The organism is Leifsonia sp. GW821-FHT13C05, from assembly GCF_058806515.1.
On sequence record NZ_JBXAPT010000005.1, the window covers coordinates 274,782 to 296,837 of the forward strand.

15 protein-coding genes and 2 pseudogenes are annotated in these 22,056 nt (G+C 66.6%); 11 read left to right on the top strand and 6 right to left on the bottom strand.

The window, feature by feature from the left end:
* Window positions 1-356: 356 nt before the first annotated feature.
* Window positions 357-1,559, top strand: coding sequence for a hypothetical protein (locus AC1ROC_RS15345; RefSeq protein WP_493001191.1), 1,203 nt, complete (start codon window positions 357-359; stop codon window positions 1,557-1,559).
* Window positions 1,553-5,389, top strand: a complete 3,837-nt coding sequence (locus AC1ROC_RS15350) for a beta strand repeat-containing protein (RefSeq protein WP_493001192.1) — start codon at window positions 1,553-1,555, stop codon at window positions 5,387-5,389. Before AC1ROC_RS15345 ends, AC1ROC_RS15350 begins: the two co-directional genes overlap by 7 nt.
* Here the strand turns inward: AC1ROC_RS15350 and AC1ROC_RS15355 are convergent.
* Window positions 5,352-6,236 (bottom strand): helix-turn-helix domain-containing protein, encoded by an 885-nt coding sequence (locus AC1ROC_RS15355; protein WP_493001193.1) that lies wholly within the window; start codon window positions 6,234-6,236, stop codon window positions 5,352-5,354. The two genes, AC1ROC_RS15350 and AC1ROC_RS15355, sit on opposite strands and share 38 nt — an antisense overlap.
* Before the next feature lie 100 nt (window positions 6,237-6,336).
* Between AC1ROC_RS15355 and AC1ROC_RS15360 the strand changes: the two genes are divergently transcribed.
* The gene (locus AC1ROC_RS15360; RefSeq protein WP_493001194.1) at window positions 6,337-7,116 is read left to right on the top strand and encodes an alpha/beta fold hydrolase; all 780 of its coding nucleotides are present in this window, start codon (window positions 6,337-6,339) and stop codon (window positions 7,114-7,116) included.
* An 880-nt stretch (window positions 7,117-7,996) separates the two neighbouring features.
* On the top strand, window positions 7,997-9,400 hold the full coding sequence (locus AC1ROC_RS15365; protein WP_493001195.1) for a ParB/RepB/Spo0J family partition protein: 1,404 nt from the start codon (window positions 7,997-7,999) through the stop codon (window positions 9,398-9,400).
* Between the two features lie 53 nt (window positions 9,401-9,453).
* Here the strand turns inward: AC1ROC_RS15365 and AC1ROC_RS15370 are convergent, their stop codons facing one another.
* Complete coding sequence (locus tag AC1ROC_RS15370; protein WP_493001196.1) at window positions 9,454-9,756, bottom strand: hypothetical protein; 303 nt, start codon at window positions 9,754-9,756, stop codon at window positions 9,454-9,456.
* Between the two features lie 409 nt (window positions 9,757-10,165).
* Window positions 10,166-11,213, bottom strand: a pseudogene (locus AC1ROC_RS15375) (IS110 family RNA-guided transposase).
* Between the two features lie 176 nt (window positions 11,214-11,389).
* Between AC1ROC_RS15375 and AC1ROC_RS15380 the strand changes: the two are divergent.
* Together AC1ROC_RS15380 and AC1ROC_RS15385 are read left to right on the top strand one after the other, a co-directional pair.
* Window positions 11,390-12,387 (top strand): annotated as a pseudogene (locus AC1ROC_RS15380) (IS481 family transposase).
* A 347-nt stretch (window positions 12,388-12,734) separates the two neighbouring features.
* Window positions 12,735-13,160, top strand: a complete 426-nt coding sequence (locus AC1ROC_RS15385; RefSeq protein ID WP_493001197.1) for a hypothetical protein — start codon at window positions 12,735-12,737, stop codon at window positions 13,158-13,160.
* Window positions 13,161-13,450: 290 nt separating this feature from the next.
* Here AC1ROC_RS15385 and AC1ROC_RS15390 read toward each other — a convergent pair whose 3' ends face one another.
* Window positions 13,451-14,200: a phosphatase PAP2 family protein gene (locus tag AC1ROC_RS15390; protein ID WP_493001198.1), complete on the bottom strand. Its 750-nt coding sequence runs from the start codon at window positions 14,198-14,200 to the stop codon at window positions 13,451-13,453.
* Between the two features lie 139 nt (window positions 14,201-14,339).
* Between AC1ROC_RS15390 and AC1ROC_RS15395 the strand changes: the two genes are divergently transcribed.
* Window positions 14,340-15,002: a response regulator transcription factor gene (locus tag AC1ROC_RS15395; protein WP_168690164.1), complete on the top strand. Its 663-nt coding sequence runs from the start codon at window positions 14,340-14,342 to the stop codon at window positions 15,000-15,002.
* Complete coding sequence (locus AC1ROC_RS15400; RefSeq protein ID WP_493001199.1) at window positions 14,999-15,979, top strand: sensor histidine kinase; 981 nt, start codon at window positions 14,999-15,001, stop codon at window positions 15,977-15,979. Before AC1ROC_RS15395 ends, AC1ROC_RS15400 begins: the two co-directional genes overlap by 4 nt.
* A gap of 17 nt (window positions 15,980-15,996) precedes the next feature.
* On the opposite strand, the gene AC1ROC_RS15405 is transcribed toward AC1ROC_RS15400, so the two are convergent.
* Window positions 15,997-16,713 carry a DedA family protein gene (locus AC1ROC_RS15405; RefSeq protein ID WP_493001200.1) on the bottom strand — a complete coding sequence of 239 codons (717 nt, stop codon included), beginning with the start codon at window positions 16,711-16,713 and terminating at the stop codon, window positions 15,997-15,999.
* 107 nt (window positions 16,714-16,820) lie between these two features.
* Between AC1ROC_RS15405 and AC1ROC_RS15410 the strand changes: the two genes are divergently transcribed.
* The 3 genes from AC1ROC_RS15410 to AC1ROC_RS15420 all read left to right on the top strand — a co-directional run bounded on the left by AC1ROC_RS15410 (window position 16,821) and on the right by AC1ROC_RS15420 (window position 21,507).
* Complete coding sequence (locus tag AC1ROC_RS15410) at window positions 16,821-19,007, top strand: transglycosylase domain-containing protein (protein WP_493001201.1); 2,187 nt, start codon at window positions 16,821-16,823, stop codon at window positions 19,005-19,007.
* 16 nt (window positions 19,008-19,023) lie between these two features.
* Window positions 19,024-19,959 (top strand): prolipoprotein diacylglyceryl transferase, encoded by a 936-nt coding sequence (lgt, locus tag AC1ROC_RS15415; RefSeq protein WP_493001202.1) that lies wholly within the window; start codon window positions 19,024-19,026, stop codon window positions 19,957-19,959.
* A 294-nt stretch (window positions 19,960-20,253) separates the two neighbouring features.
* Window positions 20,254-21,507 (top strand): chloride channel protein, encoded by a 1,254-nt coding sequence (locus tag AC1ROC_RS15420; protein WP_493001203.1) that lies wholly within the window; start codon window positions 20,254-20,256, stop codon window positions 21,505-21,507.
* 3 nt (window positions 21,508-21,510) lie between these two features.
* On the opposite strand, the gene AC1ROC_RS15425 is transcribed toward AC1ROC_RS15420, so the two are convergent.
* Window positions 21,511-21,894: a hypothetical protein gene (locus AC1ROC_RS15425; protein WP_168690169.1), complete on the bottom strand. Its 384-nt coding sequence runs from the start codon at window positions 21,892-21,894 to the stop codon at window positions 21,511-21,513.
* Window positions 21,895-22,056 lie beyond the last annotated feature (162 nt).

Below are 22,056 nucleotides of genomic sequence, written 5' to 3' on the forward strand. Positions count from 1 at the left end.
TATCATGTAACGCTCTGGTCGCCTAGCAAAGGAGAGCAACTCTCAGGAACCGTCCGACGACCGCCCGCGAGGATCAGAAGTCGAAGAGGCCCCCGAACGGTTCTTCGTCGTCTCCGGTATCCCGCGGGTCGAACTGGACGGTCTCGATGGAGATCACGACCTGGCTCCGCGGGGTGATGAGCACGCTCACCGAAACCGGCCGCCGCGGTGAAGAAACGGGGCGGACATCCGTTATCTGATAGCGTGAGCGCGCTGTCGCTCCGCGTGATCACGTGCCGCATCGGTGCGTCGTGGTCGGCGAGACGCGGCACGCCATGGGGAGCGGTTTCATACCGCCGCGAAGGAGACGTCCCGGTATGAGTATGTTCCGAGCCCTGAAGATCGGCCGCGTTCTCCCGGGAGTGGCGATCGTCGCGACTCTCGCCGTGGCGGCGCAGTTCGCGCTGCCCAGCACGGCGTACGCGGCGGGAACGACGTACACCGTCACCACCACAGCGGACACCGCGGCATCCTCGGGTGCGTGCGGAAACACGGGCATCACGACCCCGCCCAGCCCGCTCAGCCTGCGGGAAGCCACCTGTCTCGCGAACAACGTCGGCGGCGCGGTCACCATCAACCTCCCGGCCGGGACATACAACCTGACGGCCGGCGAGCTCGCCCCCGGCATCGCATCCGGGAGCAACGTCGCTCTCGTCGGTGCCGGTCCGGCAAGCACCATCGTGAACGCGGGCGGCCTCAGCCGGGTCTTCAACCTGGACAAGAACATCGTCGGCGGCATTACCAACTCGTTCTCCGGAATCACCATCACCGGCGGGGCGGACTCCACCTTCGGCGGCGCCGGGATCATCGGCGGCTCGAACTACAGCGCCACGGGCGACTCCCTGACGCTGACGAACGTGGTCGTGACCGGCAACGTCGCCAACGGTGCGGCCCCGAACGTGACGAACAAGCCAGGCGGCGGCGTGCAGTTCTTCGGTGGACAGCTGACGATCACGAATTCCACCTTCAGCAACAACTCGTCCGGTTCGAGCTATGGCTCCGGGCTCGCGTACGGGGCGAACGGGTCCGCGTCGTCCGAGGGGCTGAGCATCACCAATGCGACGTTCAGCGGCAACAGCGTCACCAACTCGCACGGCGACACGGGAACCTCGACCGGTGGCGCCCTTGCGCTCTTCGGCACGACGGGCAGCAACTTCGTCGTGGCCGACAGCCGCTTCGTGAACAACACGGTCACCGCGACCTCCGGATCGGGCCCAGCGGTGGGCGCAGCGATCTGGCAGCAGAGCGGCAACCTGACCGTGACCGGCTCGACCTTCACCGGGAACAGCGTCAGCGGCGGTTCCTCCCTCGACGTCGGCGGGCGATCGAGGCCACCAGCGGCACCACGGCCCTGCACCACAACCGCTTCACCGGCAACAGTGCACCGTCAGGCAGCGCGCTGCACACGGGTGCCACGACCGACGCGGCCTACAACTGGTGGGGGTGCAACGCCGGACCCGGCAGCGCGGGATGCGACACGGTCAGCGGCGCAGCAGCTCTCAGCCCACGCCTGGTGCTGACGGCGACCGCAACACCCGCTACCGTGGTGGGGCCGAACGCCACCTCGACGATCAGCGCTTCCCTGCTCACGGACAGCGCCGGCGGAGCCGTGAGTGCTTCCAATCTGGGCGCCTTCGCCGGGCAACCCGTGACATTCTCCGACCCGCCGGGCGATGCGACCGTCACGACCGCGCCGGGTGCCCACTCCGCGGTGTTCAGCGCCGGAGTGGCGAGCATCGACTACCACTCGGGCGCGACGACCACCGGACCGGATCCGGTCACTGCGACCTTCGATAACGCCACGGTATCGACGACGGTGACGGTCAACCAGGCGCCCGCCATCACCAGCCCGAACAGTGTGAACTTCACGGTCGGCCAGGCAGTGTCCTTCACCGTGACGACCACCGGTTATCCGAAGCCGGCGACCACCGAGAGCGGGACGCTGCCTGCCGGTCTGACCTTCACCGACAACGGCGACGGGTCGGCGACGTTCGCGGGCACTCCGACCGGACCGGGCGGAACTTTCGCGGTCACTCTGACGGCGTCCAACGGCACCTCACCGAATGCGACGCAGGCGTTCACGATGACGGTCGGCCAGTCCCCAGTGTTCACGAGCTCGTCGACCGCGACCTTCCGGGCAGGCTCCGCGGGCAGCTTCACGGTCACGACGAGCGGGCTGCCGACGGTGACGACGATCACAGAGTCCGGATCCCTGCCGGCCGGACTCACCTTCACCGACAACGGGAATGGGACGGCCACCCTCGCGGGCACCCCTTCCGCCGGCACGGGCGGGACATACCCCGTCACACTCGGGGCCACCAACGGCGTCTCCCCGAACGGATCGCAAACCCTGACGATCCAGGTAAACCAGGCCCCGGCCATCACCGCCAATCCGGCCGACCAGACCGTGAACCCCGGCACATCGACGAGCTTCATCGCCGCCGCCAGCGGCGTGCCGGCTCCGACCGTTCAGTGGCAGCGTTCGACGAACGGCGGAGTGTCGTACGCGAACATCGCCGGAGCCACGAGCACCACATACACATTCACCGCTACCAGCACCGATGACGGCAACATGTACCGCGCCGTCTTCACCAACCTGGTCTCCTCCGCCACGACCACCGCCGCAACGCTGCTGGTCGGGACCGTCCCCGCCTTCACCAGCGCGAACACGACGACCTTCTCGGCCGGTGCCGCCGGAAACTTCGGGGTCACCACCAGCGGCAGCCCGACCGCCACGCTGTCGAGGTCGGGCGCGCAATTCCCCGCCTGGCTCACGCTGACCGACAACGGCGACGGGACCGGCTCACTCGCGGGCACTCCACCTGCCGGATCGGGCGGAACATACTCCTTCACGCTTCGAGCCGCGAACGGGTTCACCCCGAGCGCATCGCAGACCTTCACACTCACCGTGGACCAGTCTCCGACGATCACCAGCGCCGACCACGCGACGTTCTCGGTCGGCTCGGCAGGTGCGTTCACCGTGACCACGACCGGTGGCTTCCCGACGAGCACGGCACTCACCGAGACGGGCGCCCTGCCGTCAGGCGTCACGTTCGTCGACTCCGGGGACGGGACGGCCGCGCTGTCCGGCACACCCGCGGCCGGAACGGCCGGCACCTATGACGTGACGGTGCACGCGGCAGCGACGGGGGGAACGACCGCACCGGCGGTGCAGAGCTTCCGGCTGACCGTCACCGGGTCACCTCAGATCACCAGCACCGACCACGCGACATTCGCCACGGGTCAGGCCGGCTCGTTCACCATCACGACGTCCCCGGGCTTCCCCGTTGCGACGCAGCTGACGGAGCAGGGATCCCTGCCGGCCGGTCTGAACCTTGCCGATCAGGGCGACGGCACCGCGACCATTGCCGGCACCCCTGCCTTCAACACCGGCGGCGTCTACACACTGACGCTCACGGCGGCCAACGGGGCGGCGGCGGATGCCACACAGACCTTCACCCTGACGGTCACGCAGCCGCCGACCATCACCAGCGCGGACCACGCGACCTTCAGCTCCGGGGCCGCGGCCGACTTCACGGTGACCACTGCTGCCGGGCAGCCGAGCGCGACGGTCATCACCACGACGGGCACCTTGCCCGCCGGCGTGACCTTCACCGACAACGGCGACGGCACCGCCGACGTGGCCGGGACGCCGACCGCCGACGGGGTCTTCCCGGTCACGATCACCGCGAGCAACGGGGTGGCGCCGGATTCGGTCCAGAGCTTCACCCTCACCGTGAACGCAGCGCCCGCCATCACCAGCGCCGACCACACCACATTCGCGGTCGGAGCTGCGGGAAGCTTCGCGGTCACCACCACCCCTGGCACGCCGACGGCCACCGCGATCGCCGCCGCCGGAGCGCTCCTCGGCGGAATCTCGTTCGTCGACAACGGCGACGGGACGGCGAGCGTCGCCGGCACACCCGCCACCGGCTCGGGCGGCAGCTACCCGCTGACCCTGACCGCATCGAACGGTCCGGTCTCCAGCACGACGCAATCGTTCACGTTGACGATCACCGAGCTTCCCGCGGTCACCACGCCGAGCACAGAGGCCTTCACGGTCGGCACCGCGAGGACGTTCACGATCGGCACGACAGCGGGCTTCCCGTCCGCCACCGCGCTGACCGAGACGGGGACGCTGCCGGCCGGAGTGGCCTTCGCCGACGCCGGTGACGGCTCGGCGACCCTCTCGGGCACACCCGCCGCCGGAACAGGTGGAACCTATCCGCTGACCATCACCGCGACGAACTCCGCCGGGCACACCGACCAGGCGTTCACGCTCGTGGTCAACGAGTCCGGCACCATCACGAGCGCCGATCACGTGACATTCACTGCCGGCTCGGCCGGAAGCTTCACCGTCACGACGGCAGGCGGCCACCCGACGCCGCCGACCCTGACCGCGACCGGGTCGCTGCCGTCCGGCGTGACGTTCGTCGACAACGGCGATGGAACCGCCATCCTGTCCGGCACCCCCGACGCCCCGGGTACGTACTCGCTGACGATCACCGAGTCCAACGGTGCAGCGGCCGACACGGTGCAGAACCTCGTCCTGACCGTCGTCGGGCCGCCCAGAATCACCAGTGACCCGACGGCCGCTTTCACCGCAGGGGTTCGCGGCTCGTTCACGGTCACCACCGACGCCGGGCTCCCGTCCACTCCGACGATCCTGACCGTCGGCGGCGCTGTGCCCGGCGGCCTCACCTTCACCGACAACGGCGACGGGACCGGCACCCTGTCCGGGACGACGAGCGTCGCGCCCGGCACGTATCCGCTGACCGTCACGGCCTCCAACGGTGTGAATCCGGATGCGGTGCAGTCGCTCGCCGTGCAGGTCACGCCGCCGAGGGCCAGCATCCTCCCGCAGGTCCTCCCCACCAGCACCGGGACACTACACGGCGCCCCTGCCCGCGCAACGGTCGGACAGACCCTGCACCTCAGCGGGGGCGGCTTCGCCGCGGGCGCGCCGATCACCATCGGCATCTACTCGGTCCCCGTCGTCCTCGGACACGCGACCGCCGAAGCCGACGGAACGTTCGTCGCGACCATCCAGGTGCCGAAGCTTCTCGGCCATCACACCTTCATCGCTGCCGGCATCAGAACCGACGGCACGACCGGCTACCTGGAAGCGGCGTCGACCATCGCGGCCGCACCGCAGCCAGGCGCCGGCGGAGGGGACGGCGCGGGCGGAGGCGCCGGGGGCGGCGCAGGCGCAGGCGCAGCGCCCGGTGGCCCGCTCGCATCAACCGGCCAGGACGCCCCCAGCTGGCTCGCCGGCCCGACCCTGGGCCTGATCCTCATCGGTCTGGCCCTGATCATGATCGCCCGCCGCCGGAAGGACGCGCGGAACTGAGCCCGGCAGGCGCTCTGGTGCCCCTCGCCACCGCTGCCTTCTGCCACGCTCCCGGTCTCTCCCCTGTCGCCTGACGGAAGAACACCGAGAAGTTCGACGCGTCCGTGAAGCCGAGCACGGCGGCGCACGCGGTCGCCGTCAGTTCCTCATGGGCGAGCAACCGCTTCGCCTCGAGCACGATCCGCTCGACCAGCCACGCCTTCGCTGTCGACCCCGTCGCCCGCGAAACAGCTCGCGAAAGGGTGCGAGGGGCGTACCCCAGGGCGCGCGCGTAGTGCTCGGCGTCGTGGTGTTCCCGGAAGTCCGCCTCCACGCGCTCTCTGAACGCCACGAACAGCCGGTTCTCCACATCTGTGACCGCCAGGGTTGGTCGGAGCCGGGCGAGGAGCACCGAGAGCAGGATCGCCGGCAGCTCCGCCGAAGCGCCCGGCGCTGGATTCTCCGTCTCCAGCACGAGGTGTTCGACTGCCGCAGCGACGAATCGTCGCTCTTCGGCCGGGATGCGCCATACGGGTTGAACGCTCGGAGTCGCGACGAGCGCGCGGGTCGCCTCCGTGACCGGCGCGGTCGGAATGAACAGGATCAGCCGGCCGGCGAGGTCGGCGACCTCGCCCCATCGGTGCACAGCGCCTGCTGTGACCCACACGACGGACCCCGGGGAAAGAGCGTGATCGGCGAAGTCCACCGTGATCGAGCCCGATCCTTCGTCGACCAGCGCAAGAACATGGAAGTCGGCACGCTGAGTGCCTCCGTCGTTCATCGAGCGCAGCCGGTCGAAGGTGAGGGTCTCGACCTGCTGGGCTACGAGGTTGGGGGTCCGATAACGCATCTGCGTGATCGACGGCATGAGTCCATTTTGCACCATGACACGTCCGGTCCTCCCGATGACCCTGCATCATGCTCGCGCTTGCATAGGAGAAGCCAATCGAACCCGACTGAGGAGAATCGTGACCGAAACGCACCACATCGACCGCCCGGCCTTCGACCACAGCAGCGGCACCGGCCCGACGCTCGTGTTCCTGCACTACTGGGGCGGCTCCGCCCGCACGTGGGATCGCGTACGGGATCGGCTCGACGGACGCGACACCATCGCTATCGACCAGCGGGGCTGGGGGCGCTCCGGCAGCCTCCCCGGCCCGTACACACTGCAACAGCTCGCTGACGATGCACTCGCGTCGATCTCCGTCGCCGGCATCGACGACTACGTGCTGGTCGGCCACTCCATGGGCGGCAAGGTGGCCCAGCTGGTCGCCGCCACGCGGCCGGATGGCCTGCGCGGGATCGTGCTCGTCGGCTCCGGGCCCGCAAAGCCTGCAGCGATGATCACTCCGGAGTACCAGGCGGGCCTCTCCCACGCCTACGACTCGGCGGAGTCCGTCGCCGGGGCACGCGACCAGGTGCTGACCGCTACGACGCTGCCCACGACCTTGGCCGACCAGGTCATCGCGGACTCCCTGGCCAGCGGGAGCGACGATGCGCGCACCGAGTGGCCCCTGCGCGGGATCGCGGAGGACATCAGCGACCGCACCCGCCGGATCGACGTGCCCGCCCTCGTGATCGCGGGCGAGCACGACCAGGTCGAACCGGTCGAAGTCCTGCGCGACAATCTGGTGCCCTATCTCGCAGACGCGGAGTTCGCCGTGTTGCCGGGCACGGGCCACCTCATGCCGCTCGAGGTCCCGGAAGCGCTCAGCGACGCCATCACTCGATTCGTCGCAGCTCTCTGACGCGGCAGGTAGCCCCGGCGAGGTCGTCCTCCACGAACGCCGGCCTGGCCAGAGTGAGAGCGGGGATGGTTGCCAGGAGGGCCACGATGAGTCGGGATGGCCGCGCCGAACGTCACGGCGGAGGGCGTGGGATTCGAACTCTAGCCGCGGACCCGGCACCACCTGCATCGCAGCGAAAACCCCCGGATTTTCGGCACTTTTGGATGCCCATGGGATCGCTCGATGCTCTCCGATTTTGCCCAAGTGTTGTCAAAGTGTTGTCACGCACGCGCGCACAGAATCGACCATGCGACGACTAGAGTTCGTACTCTAAGGGGCTTGTTCAGGCCGAGGTTGCCGCGGCCGGCAGTCAGGCCGGCTCGTCTGTCGGCGTCGAAGCACGCTTCTCCACGCCCTCATCACCAGCAACAACGAGCTCACCCATCGAAGCCGAAGCCCTCGCCGGCCTTCTCCGCGCCCTTGGAGAACCCGCCACCGCCGACATGTGGAGCGAGCAGCACGCTACTGATGACGAGCCTGGTGATGCCCGCTACCTGGGCGAAACCCGCGAGTACCTGGTTCCGATCGACCCGACGGACAACCTGCGATGCGACAGCTGCGAGTAAGCACCGACGAACCCGCACCCATCGGGCGCGGGCTCGTTTCCTGCGGCGGTAAGACCCGAATGAAGCCGCGAGCAGCGCCGCGTTTATTCGCGGTGTCCGTCTGCCTGGCCGTCGATCGTAGTTCGCCCCCGCGTGCTGCGTTCCGGGCTTTCGCGGCATATCCTCACTCGCTTCGCTCCCTGCGGTATTCCACGACCCGGTACTCCGCTCGCTCCCGCTCACCCTCGATCCCCTTGCCAGACAGGCGAACAAGAACAGTTGATCGGAGAAGCAAAATGAGAGACACCACCACGGTTGCGGGCACCATCGAACACCTCGACCCCCACACCGTGACCATCGAAACCAACGTCCGACCCAGCGCACCCGTCACCCCCGCCTTCGTGCAGAGCATCCGCGAGAACGGTGTCCTCACCCCAGTCCTCGGCCACCGAAGCGACGACGGAACCGTGACCGTCCGGGCCGGACAGCGCAGGGTGTTCGCCGCCCGTGAAGCCGGTCTCGCCACCATTCCCGTCTACCTAGTGGAGGCGGACGAGGTGACGGCGAAGCGGATCGTGCAGCAGATTGTCGAGAACGACCAGCGCGAAGCCCTCACCGACGGCGACCGTGCCACCGCGTTCCAGCAACTCGCGTTGGAAGGACTCAGCGTCACCGCAATCGCACGACGCACCGGAACCAAGCAGAAGGAGATCAAGACCGCCCTGGCAGTGGTCGAGAACCAGGCTGCGGCGGACGCAATCCGAGAGCACCCGCTGACTCTGGATCAGGCGGCGGTGTTGATCGAGTTCGACGGCAACGACGAGATCCGCGCCGACCTCATCCAGGTCGCGACCACGGACCCGGCGCAATTCGCGCACGCGGCCCAGCGAGCGCGCGACGAGAAGGCGCGGGCCAAAGCGAAGACCGACGCGGAAGCCGACCTGGCCGGACGCGGCTACCTGATCCTCGACAACGATCCCGGCTACTACGACACCACCTACACCCGCACTAGCGAACTGCTCACCGCCGACGACCAACGGGTCACCATCGAGCACATCGAGAACCAGCAGGGCCGCGCCGCCCACGTTCGCGTCTACGCCGACGGTGACGCAAACGTCACTTACTTCGTCCAGGACGCGAAGGCGGCCGGGTTCCACGGCTACAGTGGCGGCCAGCCCAAGTCCGGCCCGATGACCGACGAGGAGAAGGCCGAGCGGCGCACCCTGATCGCCAACAACAAGGCTTGGGCATCCGCCGAGATCGTCCGCCGCGAATGGCTCACCACCCTCCTCTCCCGCAAGACCCTCCCCAAGGACGCAGCAGTCGTGATCGCCAAGGGACTCACCGTCCACAGGCAGGCGATCAGCACCGCCACCCGCGAGGGGAACGAACTCGCCCACCAGCTGCTCGGGATGGAGCCGTCCGGCTACTTCGAGAACGACAAGCTGGCCGCTCTAATCGAGCAGGCTCCGGCCAAGGCTCAGCACGTCGCTCTCGCGATTGTACTCGGAGCGTGCGAATCGGTTACCAGCAAGCAGACCTGGCGGTACCCCTCTTCCACCGACGCCGACTACTTCGCCCTGCTCACCAGTTGGGGGTACAGCCTCAGCGACGTCGAGCAGATCGTGACCGCCGACACGGCAGCCGAGGAGGAAACAGACGCTGCTCAGGTCAGTGCGGAGCCTGGCGGAGGCGACTGATCACACTGAACCGAAGCGGGCCCGCGCATCGGGCCCGCTTCCCGTTCGCGCGGTCAGGAGAGCCCGCGAGGCGTGGCGCCGACCATCGATGGCCCGACGACCGGACCTCCTCGCTCGGCTACCCGGGTGAAGGCGACGAACGGCACACACGCCGTCTCGGCCGTCAGCGCGGCCAGCCGGCCGATCGGTGTGCGCGGATCAGCGGCTATCGCCCATCCATCGACGGCGTACCGGCTCACCGTCTCGATGCACTCCCGCTTCTCCTCCGCAGTCGGGCTCGTCGACCCGACCACGCCAATCAATCCGCCCTGCACTTCCGGACCCATGTTTCTCGTATCGATGGCGAATACGCGCATCCTGATCACTCCCCTGGTTGATCGACCCGTTTATGGGCCGTGTCAAATTGGTTTGCTGGAGCGGCTTGTCCTGCCTCTGATCGACCCTTCTATGGGTCTGTGTCAATCAGCGAGTGTTGCTTTAGTTGTCCCGCCGATCAGTTTTTTTGCCGTTCCGGCAGAGAGATCGAGAGCGCGTGGAGGCAGCGGAGTGCCCGAAGGAAGTGGTTGCTAAGCGGAGGGAGCGCAGCGAGTGGAGTCTGCAAATAGCGACCGGAGGGAACGGAGCTGCCGGAGGAAGCTATGATCGGCCGGCCGGAATGGCGAAAAGACGGTGGCAAGAACAGCACGCCGTAGGCGTTCCGAACAGCGAGATCCGCGCCGCCTCCGTGCGGCTCCGTTTGGCTGTGGTGGCTAACCCGGCTGGGTGTTAGGCCATGACTGTGTTCAGCTGTCGGAAGAGTTGCCGAGCCAGGTAGCGTTTCAGGCTGCGGCGGACCTCTCGGCGGCTTTTGCCTTCCGATGTTCGTCGCGCCATGTAGTCCTGGGTGCCGCGGTCGCAGGTGAGTCGGACCCGGATGATGGTGTCCAGCGCCCGGTTCAGTTGCCGATCGCCTTGCCGGTTCAACCGGTGCCGGGTCGTGTTGCCGCTGGAGGCTTGCAGCGGGGCGGCGCCGGCGAGGTTGGCGAACGCGGCTTCGCTGCGGATCCGGCCCTTGTGCGAGTAAGCCGCGACGAGCTGAGCGCCGGTGACCGGGCCGATTCCGCGGATGCTCTGCAACCCGGGAGCGAGCTGCTCAACGTAGTCGGCTAGGACCTCCCGGTTCAGATCGAGCTGCGCGGTCAGCTCGAGCACCGAAATCGCGAGCCGGCGGGCTTCCTGCCGGATCGTGGTCATCGGGGCGTCTTCGGCAGGACGATGCCGCCAGCCGGCGATCTCGCGGATCTGGCCGTCGGTGAGCGGCTTGCGGACGTCCATCCCCAGCTGGAAGCTGCGCATCAGTGCGGTGAGCGCGTTGCGGTCCTGCGGTGCGTCGGCCATCCATCGCTTGCCGCGCCATCAGCAGGACCCGCAAGGCGGCGCGGATCCCATCCGAGCGTGGGGCCGCGAGCCGCTCGACGCCGGTGGCGAGGGCGGTGCGTGCTGCGGCAACTGCGTCGATCTCATCGGACTTGCCCCGGCCAGCGCGCGCTGCGCGTTTCGGGGGCCGGACATCGCAAACGGCCAGACCCGCGCCCTGGAAGACCCGGGCAATGACGGCACCATAGGAGCCGGCCCCTTCGATCGCGATCAGCAGCCGACCATCAGCGCGGCGATGCATCCAGGCCAACGCTCGACTGATTCCTGTGGGCGAGGTGGGGAACATTGCCGAGTCGATCACTCGGCCAGTGTCCGCGGCTAGCACCGCGTAAGTGTGGGTCTTGGCGTGAGTATCCACCCCGACCACGTAGTCATATTCATCGGTCACGGTCGTCACCGAGCACTCCTCCCTATCTCAACGGATGGTTCATCACGTCGGTCAAGGGTGTTGCGAGGCGTATCTCTAACTGTAGTGCCCGGGGACGTTGTTTGATCTGGCATCCGTGACATAGCGAGAACCTCCGGTCCAGAGTGGGAGTTGCTTAGACACTCACTCGAAACCTGGAGGTTCTCGTGTCTCACGGTAATGCGGCTTTGACGCCGCGGCAAAGACTGCGTGTTGCGCGGCTGATCATCGACGATGGGTGGACGGTCGCGGCAGCGGCCGATTACTTCCGGATCTCGTGGCCAACGGCGGCGAAGTGGGCGCGCCGATATGTCGAGCTCGGCCCGGAAGGGATGGCCGATCGGTCGTCGCGCCCGCATACCCATCCGAACCAGACCCCACAGATGTTGGTGAAGAAGATCGTCCATCTGCGGATCAAGAAACGGCTCGGGCCGGTGCAGATCGCCGGTCGGCTGAACATGTCGGCATCGACCGTTCACGCGGTGCTGGTGCGCTGTCATCTCAACCGCCTCACTCACGTGGACGTGAGAACCGGGGAGCCGGCTCGGCGTTACGAGCACGAGTATCCCGGGTCGCTGATCCACGTTGACGTGAAGAAGCTCGGCAACATTCCCGACGGCGGGGGCTGGCGATTCGTCGGACGCCAGCAAGGCGATAGACATCGCGCGGTCTCCGACCCGATCCGCCGCAAGGGAGACATCCGCGGCCCTCTGGTCGGCCATGCGTTCGTTCACACCGTGATCGATGACCACTCCCGCGTCGCTTACGCCGAGATCCACGACGACGAGACCGCCGAAACCGCCACCGGTGTCCTCCGCCGGGCCGTATCCTGGTTCGCCGACCACGGCGTCCGCGTCGAACGCGTCCTCTCCGACAACGGCTCCGCCTACAAATCCCACGCCTGGCGGAACACCTGCCATGAACTCGGCATCACACCCAAGAAGACCCGCCCTACCGCCCACAAACCAACGGCAAGATCGAACGGTTCCACCGCACACTCGCCGACGGTTGGGCATTCACTCGCCACTACAACAGCGAATCAGCCCGCAGAGCAGCCCTCCCCGCTTGGCTCCATCACTACAATCAACACCGACCCCACACCGCCATCGGCAAGGTCCCACCCATCACCCGGCTATCAACCAACCTGCCCGGGCACTACAGCTAACGAGTCACGCAGCCCAGAACGCCGGGAGCGGACGACCTTCTATGAAGCCATCGGAACAGACAGACCGACATTCAGCCCCCAGCGCGCGGACGGGTCGATCGGAAGGCACCACCTCAAGGCGGGCCAGTTTTTCTTGGAGTCACGCAGCGCCAGGGCCGAAGGTCAGTCTGTCAGCCAGCCTCAGACCAACCACTGATCATTAGAGTTTTTCTTGCCGTTCCGGCACAAAGATCGAGAGCGGGCGGAGGCAGCGCAGTGCCCGGAGGGAGTGGTTGCTAAGCGCAGGGAGCGCAGCGAGTGGAGTCTGCAAAAAGCAACCGGAGGGCACGGAGCTGGTGGAGCTCGCTATGATCGGCTGCCGGATCGGAAAGAAAACAAAGAAGAACAGCACGCCGGAAGGCGTTCCATCCGCCGGTGACAGCGCCGCCTCCGTGCGGCTCCACATCCCTGGCCGCATTGGACACAGCGCCAGCGGTGTCCGGCTCACTCGCCACGCGATGAGAACGCATACAGCTGTCTGGTGGCAACAGGGCACGGTGGATCATCCTGTCGGCATGAGTGGGACAGCCGACAACATCTTCTTGGCCAGAACTGACGACAGCGGGGCGTCGCTGTTGACGCTGCACTTCTCCCCACGGGAGCGCATCGAGATTCTGAGATTGGCTGCCACGCTCAACACGACATCCGAGCAACTGATCGAACAGTTCATCCGCAGACGCTTTCCCAGCAATGCCCGCCTCGAACAGTCGGGCCTCATCCCGCCTTGGATGTGAGCGCCGCGGTCACGCCATACCCGAGCCCAGGTGGCGGAATAGCTGCCGGGCGATATCGCGCTCCAGGCTGCGACTGACCTCACGCTTGCTCTTGCCTTCGGCCAGCCGCCTCGAGAAATGGTCGCGGGACGGAGGATCACAGCTCAACCGCGAGCGAGAATATGCCGCGAAAGCCCGGGAAGGAGCTACGAGCCGGCAGCGGGAAGTCACACAAACCGGCAAGAACTGCGCCAGATGCTAGATCCTTTGGCAGTCGCCACTGAGCACAGGCGAGCCGGAGGTCCCCGACCTCATCGCTGCCCGATAGTCGTCGCCCCAGCTATCGGATTCGGGACGGGGCCGATCCTATCGATCCAGGGGATCCGGTTGAGGACAGCAAGTCCGATCCGGTTCCAGACTCCACTGAAGAAGACTGCCGCTGTGCTGGCTACAAGCACCGATCCGACAACGTCGGTGAGGTAGTGGGCACTGACATAGAGACGGACAGCGCCCATGCCGACAATTGCAACGATACCGAGAATGGCGACCGGGACCTCGAATCGGGTACGCCGCGCGAGCACGTAGCAGGCGATCGCGTACGCCGCGACGTAGGTCGTATGGCCGCTCGGGAAGCTGCTGTACCCGATCTCCGCCAGCAGCGGGTGATCCAGCAACCCCGCGGGCGGGCGCGGCTCAGCGACCGCGAGTTTGAAGACCTCCGAACACAGCCAACCGAAGGTGGCGAGACCGGTGAAGGCGAACGCATTGACCGGTGAACGTCGCACGACCAGCAAGAACAGAAACGATGCGACCAGAACGACGATGATCCCAGGCGGGGAGAAGACGGTGGAGACGGCGACAGCGACCACATTCAACGCCGGACCTTGATGGTCGGTGAGCGCCTCATCCAGCGCGAGCTCAGCGGGTAGGACTCCGGGGACAAGCTTGGCGCTAAATCCCAGTATCAAAACGGCAAGGACACCCATCAGGCTCATCAGCAACCAGTGCCGCGGCTGAGGCATGATGGCCAGCCGAATTCGAGGATCGCCCGAATCGTCCACAGGGGGCGTGGGATGGTGTGTAGGTAGCATCCGGACAGCTTCAGCGTGCCCCTCCCAGAATCCTCTGAGATAGTTCCTAGGCGAATTCTGGGCCTGCCACCACCATGCTGAAGAGACGCGACGGGACCCGGAGGTGCGGATGAGCGACAGGATGCGCGTACTCCTGGTGGAGGACGACCCACAACTGGGACCGCTCATCGAACAGGTCCTCGCCGAGGTCTACGACGTCCTCAGGGTGACCGATGGCGAACGTGCACTGGTCGAGGGGACCACACACGACTTCGATGCGATGGTCGTGGACCGGAGACTGCCCGGGGTGGACGGCGCGCAGCTCGTGACCGCCCTCCGCGAACGGGGCGTCGTCTCCCCGATCCTGATGCTCACCGCTCTCGGCGCGTTGCGCGACCGCGTGCAGGGATTGGATGCGGGAGCCGACGACTACCTCGTCAAACCCTTCGAGTTCGACGAGCTCCTCGCCCGCCTTCGGGCGCTGACACGCACCTTCACCGGGGAGGGCCGGGAAGTCGCGATCGGCGAATGGACGTTCTACCCGGAAAGCCGGGCGCTGTACTCCCCGTACGACGGACGCATCCTGCTCACCGAGCGCGAGAACGACCTGCTACGACTATTGGCGGAGAATCCACTGCGTACCTTCTCCCGCGGCCAGATTCTGGAAGCCGTGTTCGCCCCCGACGAGCAGCCGGGCACCGTGGACACGTACGTCCACTACCTGCGCCGCAAGGCGGATCCGGAACTGATCTCCACGGTCCGCGGACACGGCTACCGGCTGGGACGACTATGAAGAAGACGCCGACCGACCCCGCTGTACGGGAAGTGCGGCGGGCATCCCGGATGGTCGGCCTCCAGCTCGCCATCGCCTCCGGCGCCCTCGTGGTCGCTGCGATCGGCGCCGCCTTTGTCTTTGTGCTGAACCAGCTGCGCCCTTCGGAAGTGAGCGAGCCGCCCCGGCCCGGCGAGCAGAAGATCTACATCGACGCCCCCGAGGCCCTGGTCGCTTTCGCACTGGTCGGCGTGCTCGCCGTCGCGATCGCGGGCGTGCTCAGCGTGATCGCGACCCGGCGAGCCGTGCGCCCGCTCGCACGTGCGCTGCAGATCCAACGCGACTTCGTCGCCGACGCCAGCCACGAGCTCCGCACACCGCTGGCGGTCCTCGACGCCCGGCTGCAGGTGCTCCAACGCGGCCTTGCACCGGACGATCCGTCGAAACCCGCGGTCACCGACCTTCGCACCGATACGCGCATCCTGATCGACGTCGTCGACGATCTGCTTCTCGCCGCAGACCCCGAACGCACCGAACCCGCCGAACCCGTGTCACTGCGCGATGCGGTCACCCGATCACTGCACTCACTCGAAGTGCTGGCCCGGGACGCCGGCGTCGAACTGGTCCTCGGCAGCCGCGACGACGTGCGGACCACGGTTCCGGCCACGACGCTCACGCGCTGCGCCACCGCCCTGATCGACAACGCGCTGGTGCACTCATCGGCCGGCTCGAGCATCACCGTCGACGTCCGACTTCAGGGCAACCAGGCCGTCCTCACGGTCACCGATGAGGGCGCCGGAATCGTCGGCATCAACCCAACACGGATCTTCGACCGGTTCGCGCGGGCGCACCCTGCTGCACCGGGGAGCACACGAGCGGGATTCGGGATCGGGCTGGCGCTTGTTCGCGACGTCGCGACACGTCACGGCGGCGATGTCGCGGTGACCCGCACCGGCCCGACTGGAACAGCTATCGAGCTGAGGCTCCCGGCCGGTTAAAACTCTCGGCCGCGAGATTACGAACGTGCTCGGGAACTCCGACGGACGGTGACGAGGCGAATCACCAGCGGCACCACCGAGAGTACGACGATGCCGATCAGCACGAGGTCGAGGTATTTCGCCACGAAATCCGCGACCCCGGGAATGTGCCCGAGGCCGTACCCGCCGAGGATGACTGCACTGGCCCAGACGGCAGCCCCAACGATGTTGAAAATCGTGAACACCGACCAGCGCATCCGGCCCACCCCTGCCGCGACCGGTGCGATCGTGCGCACCACGGCGACGAAGCGTGCGACCATGACTGCCGAACCGCCGAACCGGTCGAAGAACTGCGCCGTACGGTCGACGCTCGCTCGGCTGAAGAAGCCGGAGTCCCGCCGTTCGAAGACGGTAGGTCCGGTGCGCCGGCCGATCGCGTAACCGACCTGATCTCCCAGCGCTGCCGCGACCACAACGGCCAGGATGATCACCCACAGCGGCTCGGCGAAGTGTCCGGTCAGGCTGAGCACCCCCGTGAAGAAAAGCAGCGTATCCCCCGGCAGGAAGAAGCCCACGAGCAGACCCGTCTCGATGAACACCAGCACGCACACACCGACGAGCGCCCACGGACCAGCGGCCTGGATGATGCTCTGCGGGTCGATGAGACCGGTATGGATCATGGTGTCCTCTCCCAGGCGGATAGCGTCTAGACCCAGTGAACACGTGTCGTCCCCAGAAACCTCGAAGACCAGCACCCCGGCGGTCCCACCTCCGCGGACCGTGTGAACTCTCGCAGGCCTCCGGCGCCCTCGCGATGCCGCTTGCCGGGCGTCGGTCAGGACTGTCCCCTAGCGTCGGGAACGTGAGTGGGGACGACGCGCAGCTGCAAACGGACGGGAAGACGAAAACACCCCGACGCGGAGCGCTCGCCCGGCGCTCCGTTGCGCTGACCGCCTTCGTCCTGTTGAGCGCCGTCGCCGGGGTATTGGCGACCTCGGCGACGGTTCCGGCCGTCGCCGTTGTCGCCACAGGAGTCAGCGATGGAGTGTCGATCTTCAACGGGCTGCCCGACTACCTGAAAATACAGCCGCCGGCGCAGGCCTCCACTCTCTACGCCGAGCGGGCCGGCCAGCAGGTCGCTATCGCCTCCTTCTTCGCACAGGACCGCACAGACGTCCGATGGTCAGGCACGACCGAAGCACTGAAGTCCGCGGTGATCGCGACGGAGGATCCCCGCTTCTTCGAAGAGGGTCCGATCGACATCCTCGGCACCGTCCGTGCCGTCGCCGCCAACGCTTCCGGCCACCGGTTAGAAGGGGGCTCCTCGATCACGCAACAATACGTGAAGAACGTTCTCGTGCAGCAGTGCGACGCACTCACCGACGCTCACGCTTCAGCCGCCTGCTATAAGAAGGCCACCGCCACCACCATGCAGCGCAAACTTCAAGAACTCCGCTACGCGGGGGAGGTCGCCAAGGTCTACACCAAGGACCAGATCCTCACGGCGTACCTCAACCTGGTGGGGTTCGGCGGCAACATCTACGGCGCTCAGGCGGCCGCGGAGTATGACTTCGGTGTCTCCGCCAGTGCGCTCACCTTGCCGCAGGCGGCAACCCTCGCCGGGATCCTCAACAGCCCCTCCACCCTCCGCATCGACCGACCCGGCGACCCCCTGAACGGTGCTGCGAACCACTACGCCCGCACCCTCGCGCGACGCAATTACGTCCTGGACCGCATGTACGCGAACCATCGCATCACCGCCCAACAGCGCGACTCGGCGAAATCCACCCCGATCCAACCGCACATTACCCAGGTCAGCAGCGGATGCACCGCCGCCGCCGCCGTGGACGCCGGGTTCTTCTGCGAGTACGTCAAGGACGAGCTGCTCAAGGACCCGGCCTTCGGCAAGACCTCCGTCGATCGCCTGTCTGCCATCGACCGGGGCGGACTGCAGATCTACACGACGCTGAAGCTCGGACTGCAGACACAGGCACAGCAAGCGCTCGACGCATACATTCCTACGACACACCCGGGAATGCACCTGGGCGCGTCCAACATCTCCGTCGAACCCGGTACCGGGCACATCGAGACGATGGTCGAGAACAAGACCTTCGACGAAAGCAACCAAGCCGGCCCGGGATCAACCGCGGTGAACTACAACACGGATGCCGCCTACGGTGGCTCCCAGGGGTTCCAAACCGGATCCGCCTTCAAGGCGTTCACGATCGCCGCCTGGCTGGAAGCGGGACACACCCTCTCCGAGGTCGTGGACGCTACCCACCACACCTTCCCGATGTCCGACTTCCACAGCAGTTGCGGCCCGGTCACGGGGCCACCGTGGCCGGTCAGCAACGACGAGGGCTCCGCCTCTCGTCTCAGCGTGATGGCGGCCACAGCCCAATCGGTCAACACCGCGTTCGCCATGATGGGCACCAAACTCGACCTCTGCTCGATCCTCCACGCAGCCGAAGCGCTCGGCATCCACCCCGCCTCCTCGGCGAATCCCCTCACCTCCGTGCCGTCCATGATCCTGGGCGTCAACTACATCTCCCCATTGACCATGGCGACCGCCTACGCGGCGATCGCCGACGGTGGGACGGTGTGCACCCCCGTCGCCATCGAGAGAGTCACCGGACCCCGCGGCACACCACGACCCATCAGCCCCAGCACCTGCGGCCGCGGCATCCCCACCGACATCGCCGCCGGCGTCGCCTACGACCTGCAAGGCGTCCTCCAGCCGGGCGGCACAGCCGCCACAGCCAATCCGCACGACGGAGTACCCATCCTCGGTAAGACCGGCACCACCGACCACGCTGTGCAGAACTGGCTCGTCACCTCCACGACCAAGATCGCCGCTGCCACCTGGGTCGGCAACGTCTCCGGCTCCATTCGTCTAAGAAGCGAGTACTTCCACGGCATCAACGGCGGAGACGTCAAATTCCACATCGCCCACCGCATCCTCACCGCGCTCGACCAGCGTTTCGGTGGAAGCGCGTTCACTCCACCCACCCGAGCCATGGTCGGTGCTCCCGTCCGCACCATCGGCTGAATCCAAGGAGATCCTCGTGCTCGCCCTCAGCATTCCCAGCCCGCCGCCGCAATGGGCCCAGTTCCAACTGGGTCCGCTTACGGTTCACACCTACGCGCTCTGCATCCTCAGCGGCATCGTCGCCGCCTACTTCATCACCGCACACCGGCTCGGTCGTCGCGGCGTCGACCAGGGAATCGTGCTCGATGTCGTCCTCTGGGCCGTTCCGCTCGGCGTCGTCTGCGCTCGTTTCTACCACGTGTTTACCCACATCGGGGACTACTTCTACTCCGGCGCGAACCTCTGGAACGTCTTCGCCATCTGGGACGGCGGCAACGCCCTTTACGGCTCCCTCCTCGGTGGCGCACTCGGCGTCTACATCGCGTGCCGCCGGGCTGGCCTGCGGTTCTGGGCCTTCGCCGACGCACTCGCCCCGGCCCTCCTCGTAGCCCAGTCACTCGGCCGGTTCGGCAACTACTTCAACCACGAACTCTTCGGCCTGCCAACGACCCTGCCGTGGGGCCTGCAGATCGAGGCCACCAACGCCAAATTCCCGGCAGGGATGCCACCCGGAACGCTCTTCCATCCGCTCTTCCTCTACGAGATCATCTGGAACCTCACCGGCGTCGCCGTCATCCTTCTGCTCGAACGACGGTTCCGGCTGCAATGGGGCCGGGTGCTCGCGCTCTACCTCATCTGGTACGGACTCGGCCGCAGCTGGCTCGAAGCGATCCGCATCGACCCGACCAGCGACGGGTGGCTGGGAATCCCCGCAAACGTGTGGGCCTCCTTCGCCGCCGTCGCCGTCGGAATCACCCTGTTCGTCATACAGACCCGTCGACACCCCGGCGCCGAACCCTCCCCGTATGTGCTTTCAACTTCAACCAATACGGCGCCCGACACGGACGACAAACCGGCTGGCCAGCTGCCGAGCCCGACGCTCCCTCCCACCGATCGCGTCGAATCGACATGAGATAGCCTGAAAAGATGGGAGTATTGCTGGCTCGTACGTTTCGTGTGGTACTCGGCCTTCTCCTTTGCGGTGTCGGGGGTTTGGGCGCTATCGCCCTCATGGTTGTGACGATCCAGCAGGCGTGGGGATGGATCTTTCTCGTCGGACCGGTTTCAATCCTGGTTGCGGTACTGCTGATTCGCGCGGGGACGAAACTTCTGGCTGCCTGATGCGCGCGCCGGTCGTCAGCCGGGTGCCCGTGTCGGTGCTGCGATGTGAGGGTGTAGCCGCCCGCGCTGCAGCTAGCATCGACCTGTGAGAGGCCCGACCCTGCCCGCATCCCCGAGCTGGTTGCTGCGCCTGGCCGTCGTCACGCTCCTCGTCGGTGTGGGAGCCGGAGTGGGCGGATTGCTGGTCGCCATCTGCTTGCACCTGATCCAGCATGTCGCGTACGGATACACGGAGGGCACCTTCCTCGATGGTCTTCTTCACGCCCCACCTGTCACGCGCGTCGTCGCACTGACGCTCGCAGGCGTCATCGGCGCGGTCGGTTGGTGGGCTTTGCGCCGATGGGGGACACCGTTCGTCTCTGTCGAGCAGAGCGTCGGCGGTCGGCGGATGCCCCCCTTCGTCACTGTGATCAATGCCGGCTTGCAGGTGGTGATCGTCGGTCTCGGCGCTTCGATCGGCCGAGAAGTCGCGCCGCGAGAGCTAGGCGCGCTGGTGTCAGGATGGCTGAGCGAGAAGGCCGGCTTAGCCGCACGTGAGCGTCGGATTCTCGTTGCATGCGGTGCCGGCGCCGGACTCGCCGCCGTCTACAGCGTGCCGCTCGGGGGCGCCATCTTCACCGTTGAGATTCTCTTGGCGGAGGTGAGCTTCGCGACGGTGCTTCCGGCCTTGGCGACGTCAGCGATCGCGACCCTGATCGGGCACCTGGTCGTGCCAGCGACCCCGCTGTACTCGTTGCCGCAGTTCACGCTGTCGCCGTCGATGGTGGTCTGGTCCATCATCGTGGGGCCGATCATGGGGTTCGCGGCCATCGGGTTCGTGCGGCTCGCCCAGTTCGCGCAGGCGCACCGGCCGGCATCCTGGGGCATTCTCATCGTCATGCCCCTCACGTTCGCTGCCGTCGGTGTGCTGTCGATTGCATTCCCGGCAATTCTCGGAAACGGTCGCGCTCTGGGTCAGATCGCGTTCGATGCGGCCCTCCCGATCGGATTGCTGGCAGCGTTGCTCGTCTTCAAAGTGGTTGCGACGGTCAGCACGATCGGCAGCGGCGCCGCCGGTGGAACGCTGACGCCGTCATTGGCGATCGGTGCGGCGGCGGGTGCGCTGGCCGGCGCGGCCTGGAGCGCCCTGTGGCCCGGAGTGCCTCCCGCCGCGTTCGCGTTGATCGGGGCTGCGGCGTTCCTCGCCTCGTCGATGAGGGCACCATTGACGGCATTGGTGCTCGTTATCGAGTTCACCAATGAAGGCCCCTCGATGCTGGTCCCGATGATGCTCGCCATCGCCGGGAGCGTGATGGTCGGCTACGTGCTCGGGCGCCGCCGCCTCACCGGCGTGGATTGACCGTCAGCGACGCAGGATCACAGCAAAGGCGACGAGATCGAGGATGGCTGCGCCGCTGATAACGAATGTAAGTGCCCACGCGACGACGTGCGTGCCGCGCAGATGTTCAGACACATGTCTGTCTGACGACCGGTTGATAACACTCCAGACCAGAGTCACGGCGGACAAGAGTATCCCGGCCAGGCAGGATGTCAGACTGATCGCAAGCCCGAATCCGGAGTGCCCGAAGAGGGGGCGTGCAGAGTTCACGATAGCTGCAGAGGCGACCAGAACTATGGCTCCGGTCACAGCGGCGAGGGCGTATCGCTCTCGAGCGAACGTTCCGAGAACCGTCGCAACGATCTCCTCATCCGGAGACGGCCGCGAACTACTGCGATGGTGCGTCACGGTGCGAGTGTAGGCCGCGACCGCTGAGGGACTGCGAAATTCTCCGAGACATGGTTGCGTTCGCCATCACCAGCCGTATCACGGAAATACTGGACGTTTGACTTACCGATTGGCCGGCTCATGAGGCCACCAACCGTGTCAGGGCCATTACGTCAGCCACCA